Annotated in this window: 11 protein-coding genes and 1 pseudogene; 2 read left to right on the top strand and 10 right to left on the bottom strand. The window is 71.3% G+C overall.

Annotated features, from left to right (window positions below):
* Both PKE44_RS08775 and PKE44_RS08770 read right to left on the bottom strand, forming a co-directional pair.
* Positions 1-818: pseudogene (locus PKE44_RS08775) on the bottom strand (ABC transporter permease); the annotation flags it as partial.
* Entirely contained in the window at positions 815-1,537 is a 723-nt protein-coding gene (locus PKE44_RS08770; protein WP_324550172.1) for an ATP-binding cassette domain-containing protein, read from the bottom strand. The pseudogene PKE44_RS08775 and the gene PKE44_RS08770, both read right to left, overlap by 4 nt.
* Before the next feature lies 1 nt (position 1,538).
* On the opposite strand from PKE44_RS08770, the gene PKE44_RS08765 reads away from it, so the two are divergent.
* A complete protein-coding gene (locus PKE44_RS08765) occupies positions 1,539-2,189 on the top strand; it encodes an arylesterase (RefSeq protein WP_324550170.1) in 651 nt (216 codons plus the stop codon).
* Positions 2,190-2,207: 18 nt separating this feature from the next.
* Here the strand turns inward: PKE44_RS08765 and PKE44_RS08760 are convergent, their stop codons facing one another.
* Both PKE44_RS08760 and PKE44_RS08755 read right to left on the bottom strand, forming a co-directional pair.
* Positions 2,208-3,398 (bottom strand): PLP-dependent aminotransferase family protein, encoded by a 1,191-nt coding sequence (locus tag PKE44_RS08760; RefSeq protein ID WP_324550168.1) that lies wholly within the window; start codon positions 3,396-3,398, stop codon positions 2,208-2,210.
* A gap of 86 nt (positions 3,399-3,484) precedes the next feature.
* Complete coding sequence (locus tag PKE44_RS08755) at positions 3,485-3,775, bottom strand: YcgL domain-containing protein (protein ID WP_324550165.1); 291 nt, start codon at positions 3,773-3,775, stop codon at positions 3,485-3,487.
* 69 nt (positions 3,776-3,844) lie between these two features.
* On the opposite strand from PKE44_RS08755, the gene PKE44_RS08750 reads away from it, so the two are divergent.
* Positions 3,845-4,483, top strand: coding sequence for a carbonic anhydrase (locus PKE44_RS08750; RefSeq protein WP_324550163.1), 639 nt, complete (start codon positions 3,845-3,847; stop codon positions 4,481-4,483).
* A gap of 19 nt (positions 4,484-4,502) precedes the next feature.
* Here PKE44_RS08750 and PKE44_RS08745 read toward each other — a convergent pair whose 3' ends face one another.
* The 6 genes from PKE44_RS08745 to tkt all read right to left on the bottom strand — a co-directional run bounded on the left by PKE44_RS08745 (position 4,503) and on the right by tkt (position 11,319).
* Positions 4,503-5,036, bottom strand: coding sequence for a Uma2 family endonuclease (locus tag PKE44_RS08745; protein ID WP_324550161.1), 534 nt, complete (start codon positions 5,034-5,036; stop codon positions 4,503-4,505).
* Between the two features lie 125 nt (positions 5,037-5,161).
* On the bottom strand, positions 5,162-5,734 hold the full coding sequence (locus PKE44_RS08740; RefSeq protein ID WP_324550158.1) for a Uma2 family endonuclease: 573 nt from the start codon (positions 5,732-5,734) through the stop codon (positions 5,162-5,164).
* A 75-nt stretch (positions 5,735-5,809) separates the two neighbouring features.
* Complete coding sequence (fba, locus tag PKE44_RS08735) at positions 5,810-6,874, bottom strand: class II fructose-bisphosphate aldolase (protein ID WP_324550155.1); 1,065 nt, start codon at positions 6,872-6,874, stop codon at positions 5,810-5,812.
* 103 nt (positions 6,875-6,977) lie between these two features.
* Positions 6,978-8,162: a phosphoglycerate kinase gene (locus PKE44_RS08730; RefSeq protein ID WP_324550153.1), complete on the bottom strand. Its 1,185-nt coding sequence runs from the start codon at positions 8,160-8,162 to the stop codon at positions 6,978-6,980.
* Positions 8,159-9,307: a glyceraldehyde 3-phosphate dehydrogenase NAD-binding domain-containing protein gene (locus PKE44_RS08725; RefSeq protein WP_324550175.1), complete on the bottom strand. Its 1,149-nt coding sequence runs from the start codon at positions 9,305-9,307 to the stop codon at positions 8,159-8,161. The genes PKE44_RS08730 and PKE44_RS08725 overlap by 4 nt, the downstream gene beginning before the upstream one ends.
* 17 nt (positions 9,308-9,324) lie before the next feature.
* Complete coding sequence (tkt, locus tag PKE44_RS08720) at positions 9,325-11,319, bottom strand: transketolase (RefSeq protein ID WP_324550151.1); 1,995 nt, start codon at positions 11,317-11,319, stop codon at positions 9,325-9,327.
* Positions 11,320-11,444: the final 125 nt, after the last annotated feature.

Raw genomic sequence — 11,444 nt, 5'->3', positions numbered from 1 at the left:
CCGGCTACCAGCACCGCCGCGACGGCCGCGAGGCCGAGGAAGCGCCCGGCGCGCTCCAGCGCCACGCGCAGCTCCGGACGCGCCTCGCGCACGTCCTGCACCCGCATCGAGGCTGGCAGCCGCAGGCCGAGCCAGTCGCGGTAGCCGGCGACCGCTTCGGGCGTACCGGCGAGCAGCAGCCGCCAGGTCACGCGCGAACCCGGCTGCACGAGCTGCGTGGCCGGCAGGTCGGCGAGCGCCATCATCAGCCGCGGTGCGAGGCTGAACAGGTCGCCGCCGCGATCGGGTTCGTAGGCGAGCACGCGCGTGACGGTGAGCCGGCTCGCGCCGACATCGAGCGTGCTGCCGACGCCGGCGCCGAGTTCGGCGAGCAGGCGCTCGTCGGCCCAGACCGTGCCGGGGACCGGCGTCTCGCGCGTATCGGCGGCCGGCGCGTACGGCTCGGGCGCGGTCTTCAGCGCGCCGCGCAGCGGATAGCCGGGCGCGACCGCCTTCAGCTCGGCGAGCGCCGAGGCATCGGCGTTCAGCACCACGCTCGGGAAGGTCAGCGTGCGCGCATGCGCGAGGCCGCGCCGGCCGGCCTCGGCGTCGAGGAAGTCAGCGGGCGGCTGCGTGCCGGCGATGACCAGATCGGCGGCGAGCAGCTCGCCGGCCTGACGCTCGAGCACCAGCCGGATGCGGTCGGTGAAGAAGCCGACGGCCGCCACTGCCGCGCAGGCGATCACCAGCGCCGCGACCAGCACGCGCAGCTCGCCGCCGCGCGCATCACGCCAGGTCTGGCGCAGCGCCAGCACCAGCAGCCGGCCGGCGGCGCTCACGACGGCGCCCCGACCACCAGCCGGCCGGCATCGAGCGTCAGCTGGCGGTTGCAGTGCGCGGCGAGGCCGGCATCGTGCGTGACCAGCACCAGCGTCGTGCCGAGTTCGCGGTTCAGCTCGAACAGCAGGCCGACGACGGTCTCGCCGGTGCGCCGGTCGAGATTGCCGGTCGGCTCGTCGGCGAACAGGATCGCCGGCTGCGGGGCGAACGCGCGCGCGAGCGCCACGCGCTGCTGCTCGCCGCCGGAGAGCTGCGCCGGGTAATGCCGCGCGCGCGCGGCCAGCCCGACGCGCGCGAGGGTTTCCTGGGCGAGCGCCGCGGCATCGGCGCGCCCGGCCAGTTCCAGCGGCAGCATGACGTTCTCGATCGCGGTCAGCCCCGGCAGCAGCTGGAAGGACTGGAACACGAAGCCGACCCGTCCGGCGCGCAGCCGCGCGCGGCCGTCCTCATCGAGCGTGCTCAGCTCGGTGCCGTCCAGCCACACCGAACCCTGCGTCGGCAGGTCGAGGCCGGCGAGCAGGCCGAGCAGCGTCGACTTGCCCGAGCCCGAAGCCCCGACGATCGCCAGCTGCTCGCCGGGCGCGAGTTCGAGGTCGATGTCCTCCAGGATCGTCAGCCGGCCCTCCGGGCTCGCGACTTGCTTGCCGAGGCGCTCGGCCCGGACAATCGGCACGGCGCGGCCGGTCGCCGCATCCAGTTCTCCGGGTGTTGCTCGCACGATGACCGTACTCCTGCGTTTCCTGTTGTCTGCCTGTGCTGCGCTGAGCCTGTCGGTGCTCGCCCCGCTGCCGGCCCGTGCCATCCCGGGCAGCCCGGTGATCCTCGTGCTCGGCGACAGCCTGAGCGCGGCCTACGGCATGCCGATCGAGCGCGGCTGGGTCGCGCTGCTGGCGGCGCGCTATGCAGCGGCGGCGCCGACCCCGCCGCGGATCGTCAACGCCAGCATCAGCGGTGAAACCACGCGCGGCGGACTGGAACGGCTGCCGGCGCTGCTCGCCGCCCACCGGCCGGATCTCGTCGTGCTGGAACTCGGCGCCAACGACGGCCTGCGCGGGCTGCCGGTCGCCGATCTGGAGGCGAATCTCGCGCGGATGATCGAGCTGTCGCAGCAGGCCGGCGCCCGCGTGCTGCTGCTCGGCATGCGCATCCCGCCCAACTATGGCCCGCGCTACACCGAACGGTTCCACGCGAGCTATGCCGGACTCGCCGCACGCTATGACGTGCCGCTGGTGCCGTTCTTTCTCGACGGCGTCGCCGGCGACCCGGCGCTGGTGCAGGACGACGGCCTGCATCCGCGCGCCGAGGCGCAGCCGCGCATGCTGGAAAACATCTGGCCGGCGCTCGACACGCTGCTGCACCGGCCGCGCTGAAGCCGGCGCGCCCGCTGCTCAGACCTGATCGGCGATGCGCCGGCGCCCGGCCGGCAGGCTGGTCTCGCGCACGGTCTCGGCGAGCACGCGCAGGCCGCGATCGATCTGTTCCGGCGTCGAGTGCGAGAAGTTCAGGCGCATGCGCCCCTGGCGGGCCGGCGGGTTGGCGTAGAACGCGCTGCCGGGCATGAACGCGACCTTGCGCGCCAGCGCCCGTTCGAGCAGCGCACGCTCATCGAGCGCCTCGTGCAGCTCGACCCAGAAGAACAGCCCGCCGTGCGGCCGGTTCCAGCGCGCGAGATCGGCGAAATGGGTTTCGAGCCCGGCCTGCATCGCGTCACGCTGCGCGCGGTAGTAGGCACGCAGGCGGTCGAGGTGGCCGAGATAATCGGCCGACTGCAGGAATTCGTTCGCCCACCACTGGCCGATGCGGTTGGTGTGCAGGTCGGTGCACTGCTTGATGCGCACGAGCTGCGGGTGGATGTCGTCGGAGGCGGCGATGTAGCCGATGCGCAGGCCCGGGATGCCGGTCTTCGAGAACGAGCCCATGACCATCCACGGCGCCGCATCGCCGAGCTTCGCGCAGATCGGCGTGCGCTCGCAGGGCTCGTAGACCAGTTCGCGGTAGGGCTCGTCTTCGAGCAGCGCGACGCCGGTCTCGCGCAGCACCTCGGCGACCGCCGTGCGCGTGGCGGCGTCGTAGCAGACGCCGGACGGATTCTGGAAGGTCGGGATCAGGTACACGAAGGCCGGCCGGCGCCGGCGCAGCGTCTCGCGCAGCTGCTGCGGGTCGATGCCGTGCGCGGTCAGCGGCAGCTCGGCGAACTCGGCGCCGAAGAAGCGGAAGGCCTGCAGCGCCGCCAGATAGCTCGGCGCCTCGACGGCGACCTCGGTGCCCGGATCGATGAACAGCTTCGCGACCAGATCGAGGCCCTGCTGCGAACCGCTGGTGACCAGCACCTGATCGGGCCGGCAGGCGCGACCGAGCCCGGTGAGCTGGCGGGCGATCGCCGCGCGCAGTTCAGGTTCGCCGTCGGTCGTGCCGTACTGGCGCAGCGCCGGCGGCAGGTTCGCGAGCGCGAGCGGCGGCATCGCGCCGGCCGCCGGCAGGCCACCGGCGAACGAGATCATGTCGGGCTGCTGGGTCAGCGCGAGCAGTTCGCGGATCAGCGAACTGGTGAGGCGGTCGAGGCGTTCGGAGAACTGCATGACGATTCCGGCGGCGGGCGGGACAAGCGTTCTAGCTAACGCTTTCCGTACGGTGCGTGCAAGTCCTTGCCGCGGCGGGCCGGTCTTCAGTCGACGCGCTGGCCCCAGGCCGGCGTCTGCGCCGCACGCCAGTCAGCGGCCCAGTCCTCGCGCTGCGGCATCTGCAGGTACCAGCCGCGCGTGGCGAGCGCATCGAGCACGGTGGCCGCGTCCTCGCGCGCGAGCCTGCGCTCGGGCGTCAGCTCCAGATCCATCGCGTGTTCGAGCTGGCCGAGCTGGTCGAGCAGCGCCTTCGGCACGGCCGAGAAGTCATCCTTCGCGGCGCAGTACAGGTAGGCGTCGGTCTTGCGGCGGCTGCGATAGATCGAGCAGTGCATGGCGGCGGTCGCTTGGTGGCCGGGAAAGGGGCGATATGATGCCCGAAGTCCGAACCGCGGAGTCCGTCCATGTCCGACATCGAAAAGCTGATCCGGGGCTTCCAGCGCTTTCGCGCGCGCTACTTCGAGCGCGACCGCGAGCTGTTCCAGCAGCTGGCGCGCGAAGGCCAGACGCCGCGCACGCTGGTCATTGCCTGTTCGGATTCGCGCGTCGACCCGGCGATCATCACCGATGCCGAGCCCGGCGACCTGTTCGTGATCCGCAACGTCGCCAACCTCGTGCCGCCGGCCGAGGATTCCGGCGCCTTCCATGGCACCAGCGCCGCGGTGCAGTTCGCGGTCTGCGACCTGGAAGTGCGCCACATCGTGGTCATGGGCCACGGCCACTGCGGCGGCATCCGCGCGCTGCTCGAAGGCGACGCCGAGACCGGCTACATCGGCAACTGGGTGAAGATCGCCGGCCGCGCGCGCGCCAAGGTGCTCGAACGCTGGCCGGATGCCTCGCCGGCCTTCCGCCAGCGTGCCGCCGAGCGCATGTCGATCATCGTCTCGCTCGACAACCTGATGACCTTCGACTTCGTGCGCACGCGCGTCGAGGCCGGCACGCTGAAGCTGTTCGGCTGGTATTTCGATATCGAGAACGGCGAGATGATGCAGTACGACCCCGAGGCCCGCCGTTTCCACGACCTGTATCTCGGCTGGGACTGAACCCGCCCGGGCCGCTCCTTCAGCGCAGCCGCGCGCCCTCGTACAGCGCATCGACCTCGATCGTGCCGTCGATCGCTGCCAGCACGAAGCCTTCGCCGGCGCCGTGGCTGTCGAGCAGCCAGCCGCCGTCGGCGCGACGGCGGTAGACATCGACGCGCGCCCGGCCGGCCTCGACGATCACGTACTCGCGCAGCGTCGGCAGCGTGCGCGCCTGCTCGAAGCCCTCGCCACGGTCGGCCCCGGCCGTGGCGGCGGTGGCGACCTCGATCAGCAGCGACGGCGCGTGCAGCGGCAGGCCCGAGCAGAGATCGGCCTCGTCGCTGCTGACTGCGAGGTCCGGATGCACGGTGCGCGCGCCTTCGGCCAGATGCACGGCCGGCCCCGGCGCCCAGACCCGCGCCGGCAGCCCGCGCAGCCGTTCGCGCAGCAGCGCCTGCAGGCGCGTGATCAGCTGCCCATGCACGCGGGCCTCGTCGAGCGGCCGCACGCGCTGCGCGAGGCGGTCCTGCCAGTCGAAGAAGTCCCGTACGGCGGTGTCGGTGGCGGCGTTCATGACGGGCTTGCACTCCTGTCGCGGCCCTCGGGCCGGTCGATGACGGACCGCGGACCGTCCGGCGGTCGCGGCGCTGGTTTCGGGATGCGGGATCGACGATGCAGCAGCGGGATGACGATCCGGTGTCAGCCGCCGGCCGATGCGGTGCCGGCGTAGAGTTCGGCGAGCGGGATGTCGAGGCCGAGACTCGTCAGTTCCAGGCTGTCGCCCGCCCCGCAGTGCCAGCGCTCCCAGCGCTGCGCGGCGTTCGGACGCAGCACGTGCACGGCGATGCGCTCGGCCTCGACCAGCACGTACTCGGCGAGACCGGGCAGATGGCTGTAAGCCTCGAACTTCGCGCCCCAGTCATGGGCCGCCGTGCTCGGTGACAGCACCTCGGCAACGACTCGCGGTTCCGAGATCACGCGCTCGGCACGACGATCGGCTTCGCTGCAGGTGACGATGACGTCGGGATAGAAATACGCATCGGCTGCTTCGACGCGCAGCATCACATCGCTCGAAAACGCCTCGCAGGGCGTACCGTCCAGCCGTCTGCACAAGGCCATCAGCAGGTTGCGTGTCAGCCGGTTGTGATCGAGCGTGCCCCCGGTCATCGCGAACACGTCGCCGGCCAGATACTCGTGGCGCAGCGCCTGCTGCGCTTCCCAGACGAGGAATTCATCGGCCGTGAACGGCCGGCGCTCGGCGACAACAGTCATCGGGGCGTTCCCGCAGTGGTTCGGGACTTGCGATGCTAACGCCGGTCGCGCTGGCATGCGACCGGCGTCGCAGCCTCAGTGCACCTGCGGATCGAGCTCGCCGCTGGCGTAGCGCTTCGTCATCGCCTCCAGCGACAGCGCCCGGATCTTCGAGGCCTGGCCGGCGGTGCCGAAGGCTTCGTAGCGCTCGACGCAGATGCCCTTCATCGCCTTGACCGTCTCGCCGAGGTACTTGCGCGGGTCGAACTCCTTCGGGTTGCGGGCGAGGAAGCGGCGGATCGTGCCGGTCGAGGCCATGCGCAGGTCGGTGTCGATGTTGACCTTGCGCACGCCGTGACGGATGCCCTCGACGATCTCGGAGACCGGCACGCCGTAGGTCTGGCCGAGGTCGCCGCCGTACTCGTTGATGATCGCGAGCCAGTCCTGCGGCACGCTCGACGAGCCGTGCATGACCAGATGCGTGTTCGGGATGCGCGCGTGGATCTCCTTGATGCGCGAGATCGCCAGCACGTCGCCGGTCGGCGGGCGCGTGAACTTGTAGGCGCCGTGGCTGGTGCCGATCGCGATCGCCAGTGCGTCGACCTTGGTGGCCTTCACGAACTGCGCGGCTTCCTCCGGATCGGTGAGCAGCTGCGAGTGATCGAGCATGCCCTCGGCACCGATGCCGTCCTCCTCGCCGGCCATGCCGGTTTCGAGCGAGCCGAGGCAGCCGAGCTCGCCCTCGACCGACACGCCGCAGGCGTGCGCCATCGCCACGGTCTGGCGGGTGACCTCGACGTTGTAGTCGTAGCTGGTCGGGGTCTTGCCGTCCTCGCCGAGCGAGCCGTCCATCATCACCGAGGAAAATCCGAGCTGGATCGAGCGCTGGCAGACCGCCGGCGAGGTGCCGTGATCCTGATGCATGCAGACCGGAATCTCCGGGAATTCCTCGATCGCGGCGAGGATCAGGTGCCGAAGGAACGGCGCGCCGGCGTACTTGCGGGCGCCGGCCGAGGCCTGGACGATCACCGGGCTGTCGGTCTGCGCGGCGGCTTCCATGATCGCGCGCATCTGTTCGAGGTTGTTGACGTTGAAGGCCGGGACGCCGTAGCCGTGTTCGGCGGCGTGATCCAGCAGCTGACGCATCGAAATCAGGGCCATCGTTCGTGCTCCCGGGGCGGGCCTGCCCCTTGCTGGGTCGATCCTGCGGTGGTTTTGCCGGCGCCGCCGTCGCGACGGCGCCATTGTGTAGTGACGGCGCGCCTCAGCCGGCTGCGCGGGCTTCGAGCACCGTGATCGCCGGCAGCGGCTTGCCTTCGAGGAACTCCAGGAAGGCGCCGCCGCCGGTCGAGATGTAGCCGACCTGATCGGCGATCCGGTACTTGGCGATCGCGGCCAGCGTATCGCCGCCGCCGGCGATCGAGAAGGCATCGGAGTGCGCGATCGCCGAGGCGAGCATCTTGGAGCCGCCGCCGAACTGGTCGTACTCGAACACGCCTACGGGTCCGTTCCAGACGATGGTGCCGGCGTGCGCGACGATGTACGCGAGCTGCGCGGCCGACTTCGGGCCGATGTCGAGGATCATGTCGCCGGGCTGCACGGCATCGGCCGCCACCTGATTGGCACGCGCGAGCGCCGAGAGTTCATCGGCGACGACCACGTCGACCGGCAGTGGCACCTCGGCGCCGCGCGCCTTCATCAGGTCGATGATCGCCTGCGCCTCGCCGACCAGATCCGGCTCGGCCAGCGACTTGCCGATGCGCAGGCCGCTCGCGAGCATGAAGGTGTTGCCGATGCCGCCGCCGACGATCAGCTGGTCGACCTTCTCGGCCAGCGAACGCAGGATGGTCAGCTTGGTGCTGACCTTGCTGCCGGCGACGATCGCGACCAGCGGCCGCTTCGGGTTTTCGAGCGCGCGCGACAGCGCCTCGATCTCGGCGGCCATCAGCGGACCGGCGCAGGCCACCGGTGCGTATCTGGCGATGCCGTGCGTCGTGGCCTCGGCGCGGTGCGCGGTGCCGAAGGCGTCGTTGGCGAACACGTCGCAGAGCTTCGCCATCTGCTGCGCGAGCGCGTCGTCGTTCTTCTTCTCGCCCTTGTTGCAGCGGCAGTTTTCGAGCAGCACGACCTCGCCGGGCGCGACCGTGAAGCCGCCCGCCACCCAGTCGCTGACCAGCCGCACCGGCTGGTTCAGCAGCTCGCCGAGGCGCGCGGCGATCGGGGCCAGCGAGTCTTCCGGCGTGCACGCGCCTTCCTTCGGCCGGCCGAGGTGCGAGGTGACCATCACCGCCGCGCCCTTGCCGAGCGCGAGGCGGATGCCTTCGACCGAGGCGCGGATGCGCGTGTCGTCGGTGATGTTGCCGGCATCGTCCTGCGGCACGTTCAGGTCGGCGCGGATGAACACGCGCTTGCCGGCCAGATCGAGGTCGCTGAGCTTGAGGACTTTCATCGGGAGTTCCCTGCAGGTGGAAGCGTTGCGGATGAGCGGGATGAAGGGGATGAATGGGATGAGCTTGCGGAAGCGGTGTCGGGGAGCGCAGCGGCGGACGCGGCGCGTGCGAGCCAGTGGCCGGCCGTGTCGAGCATGCGCTGGGCGAAGCCCCACTCGTTGTCGAACCACAGCATCAGCCCGAGCAGCCGCCGCCCGGCGACGTGCGTGAGGCTGCCGTCGACGACGACCGAATGCGGATCGTGGTTGAAGTCGCAGGAGGCGTGCGGCAGTTCGGTGTAGGCGAGCAGGCCGGCGAGCGGCCCGGCTTCGGCCGCGGCGCGCAGCACGGCGTTGACGGCGGCGGCATCGACATCGCGCGCGAGCATCAGCACGGTGTCGAGGGCCGAGACGTTCAGCGTCGGCACGCGCACGGCCTTGGTGACGATGCGCCCGGCGAGGCCCGGCAGCAGCCGGTCGATGCCGCGCGCCAGCCCCGTGGCGACCGGAATCATCGACTGCATCGCCGAGCGCGTGCGGCGCAGGTCATCGGCGTGATGCCAGCCGTCGATCAGCGGCTGGTCGTTCATGACCGAATGCAGCGTCGTGATGCAGCCCGATTCGATGCCGAAGGCCGCATCGAGCACCGCGAGCACCGGCACGATGCAGTTGGTCGTGCAGGAGGCGTTCGACACCAGCCGCTCGCGCCCGCTCAGCGCCAGATGGTTGATGCCGTAGACGACGGTCGCATCGACCTCGGCCGCCGATGCCATCGGCTGCGAGACCAGCACGCGCGGCGCGCCGGCCGCGAACAGCGGCGCGGCAGCGGCGCGGGTCGAGAAGCTGCCCGAGCAGTCGAGCAGCAGGTCGATGTCCTCGGCCGCCCAGTCGATCGCCCCGGGCGTGGCGGCGTGATGCAGCCGCAGCGGCTCGCCGTCGATCAGCAGCCGCCCGCCGTCGAGCGCGACCCGGCCCGGAAAGCGCCCGTGCGTCGAATCGAAGCGCGTCAGGTATTCGATGCTCGCCGGGTCGGCGGCCGGTTCGTTGATCGCGACCACGCGCAGGCCGGTCGCCGCCGGGCCGCCGCGCTCGGTCAGCGCGCGCAGCACGCAGCGGCCGATGCGGCCGTAGCCGTTGATCGCGAGCCGGCCGCGCCCGGCCGGCAGCGGACGGGCCGGGTCGATCAGAGCAGCGTCTCCGCCTGCGTGACGACGTTGGCGAGCGTGAAGCCGAAGTGCTCGAAGAGCTTGCCGGCCGGAGCCGATTCGCCGAAACGGTCGAGGCCGATCACGCGCCCGTCGAGGCCGACATAGCGATACCACGACTGCGTGGCCCCGGCCTCGATCGCCAGCCGTGCACGGCAGGCCGACGGCAGCACGGCTTCGCGCCAGGCGGCATCCTGCGCATCGAACACGTCGGCACACGGCATCGACACGACACGCACACGCCGGCCGCGCGCCGCAAGCTCGGTGGCGGCGGCGACCGCGAGGCCGACCTCGGAGCCGGTGGCGATCAGCAGGAGTTCCGGCGTGCCCTGGCAGTCGACCAGCACGTAGCCGCCGCGCGCGATCGCCGCGACCGTTGCCGGCTCGCGGGCCTGATGCGGCAGGTTCTGGCGCGAGAACACCAGCACGCTCGGACCGTCGCGCCGCTCGATCGCCAGCCGCCAGGCGACCGCCGATTCGACCGCATCGCAGGGCCGCCAGACCGGCAGGTTCGGCATCGCGCGCAGCGACGCGAGCTGCTCGATCGGCTGATGCGTCGGGCCGTCCTCGCCGAGGCCGATGGAGTCGTGCGTGTAGACGAAGATGCTCGGGATGCCGGCGAGCGCGGCGACGCGCAGCGCGTTGCGCGCGTAGTCGGAGAACACCAGGAAGGTGCCGCCGTAGGGGATGAAGCCGCCGTGCAGCGCGATGCCGTTCATCGCCGCCGACATGCCGAACTCGCGCACGCCCCAGTTCAGGTAGTTGCCGTCGAAATCGGCGTGGCGCACCGGCTTCGAACCGGCCCAGGTGGTGTTGTTCGACGGCGTCAGATCCGCCGAGCCGCCGAGCAGCTCCGGCAGCAGCGGCGCGTAGGCGTTCAGCGCCTTCTGCGAGGCGACGCGGGTCGCGAGGTTCTCGATCCTCGCCTGCGTCGCCTCGATGCAGGCATCGGCCGCCGCCGCCCAGCCGGCCGGCCGCTCGCCGCGCAGCCGGCGCTCGAACTCGATGGCCAGATCCGGGAAGGCCGCGCGGTAGGCTTCGAGCTTCGCCTGCCAGGCGGTTTCCAGCCCGGCACCGGCCGCTCGTGCGTCCCAGGCGGCGTAGATCTCGGCCGGCACCTCGAACGGTGCGTGCGACCAGCCGAGGTGCGCACGGGCGGCGGCGATCTCGGCGGCGCCGAGCGGTGCGCCGTGCACGTCGTGCGAGCCCTGCTTGTTCGGGGCGCCATAGCCGATGACGGTGCGACAGACGATCAGGCTCGGGCGCGCCGTCTCGGCGAGGGCCTCGCGGATCGCCGCATCGACGGCCTCGCCGTCGTGACCGTCAACCGGCCCGATGACCTGCCAGCCGTAGCCGGCGAAGCGCTGCGCGGAGTCATCGGCAAACCAGTGCTCGACGTGACCGTCGATCGAGATGCCGTTGTCGTCGTAGAACGCGACCAGCTTGCCGAGGCCGAGCGTGCCGGCGAGCGAACAGGCCTCGTGCGAGATGCCTTCCATCAGGCAGCCGTCGCCGACGAACACCCAGGTGCGGTGATCGACGAGGTCGTGGCCGGGGCGGTTGAAGTGCGCGGCCAGTATCTTCTCGGCGATCGCCATGCCGACGGCGTTGGCGAGGCCCTGACCGAGCGGTCCGGTCGTGGTCTCGACGCCGGGCGTGATGCCGTATTCAGGATGACCCGGCGTCTTCGAGCCGAGCTGGCGGAAGGCCTTGAGATCGTCGGTCGCGAGACCGTAGCCGCAGAGGTGCAGCAGCGCGTAGATCAGCATCGAGCCGTGGCCGTTCGACAGCACGAAGCGGTCACGGTCGGCCCAGTGCGGGTTGGCCGGATTGTGGCGCAGGAAGCCCCGCCAGAGGCTTTCGGCGATGTCCGCCATGCCCATCGGGGCGCCGGGGTGGCCGGAGTTGGCCTGCTGCACGGCATCCATGCTCAGGGCGCGGATCGCGTTCGCCAGTTCTCTGCGCGAGGGCATCGGGGGTCTCCGTAGGGACGCGGGGGGTGTATCGGCGTCGGCGGACGGAGATGGCCGGAACGCAACTGCGCGGCAGCCTCCTCCGCCGCGCGCCGCGCGGGCGCCGCACGGACCGCGCCGCGCCG

The sequence above is a fragment of the Plasticicumulans sp. genome (genome assembly GCF_035331805.1).
GTDB lineage: Bacteria > Pseudomonadota > Gammaproteobacteria > Competibacterales > Competibacteraceae > Plasticicumulans.
Note: the sequence above shows the minus strand (reverse complement) of the source record. Positions and strands in the feature narration are given on the sequence as shown.

Bases quoted from the DNA above. Each gene is read 5' to 3' on its own strand.
- PKE44_RS08765 (WP_324550170.1), top strand. From the start codon at position 1,539: ATGACCGTACTCCTGCGTTTCCTGTTGTCTGCCTGTGCTGCGCTGAGC.
- PKE44_RS08760 (WP_324550168.1), bottom strand. From the start codon at position 3,398: ATGCAGTTCTCCGAACGCCTCGACCGCCTCACCAGTTCGCTGATCCGC.
- PKE44_RS08755 (WP_324550165.1), bottom strand. From the start codon at position 3,775: ATGCACTGCTCGATCTATCGCAGCCGCCGCAAGACCGACGCCTACCTG.
- PKE44_RS08750 (WP_324550163.1), top strand. From the start codon at position 3,845: ATGTCCGACATCGAAAAGCTGATCCGGGGCTTCCAGCGCTTTCGCGCG.
- PKE44_RS08745 (WP_324550161.1), bottom strand. From the start codon at position 5,036: ATGAACGCCGCCACCGACACCGCCGTACGGGACTTCTTCGACTGGCAG.
- PKE44_RS08740 (WP_324550158.1), bottom strand. From the start codon at position 5,734: ATGACTGTTGTCGCCGAGCGCCGGCCGTTCACGGCCGATGAATTCCTC.
- fba (WP_324550155.1), bottom strand. From the start codon at position 6,874: ATGGCCCTGATTTCGATGCGTCAGCTGCTGGATCACGCCGCCGAACAC.
- PKE44_RS08730 (WP_324550153.1), bottom strand. From the start codon at position 8,162: ATGAAAGTCCTCAAGCTCAGCGACCTCGATCTGGCCGGCAAGCGCGTG.
- tkt (WP_324550151.1), bottom strand. From the start codon at position 11,319: ATGCCCTCGCGCAGAGAACTGGCGAACGCGATCCGCGCCCTGAGCATG.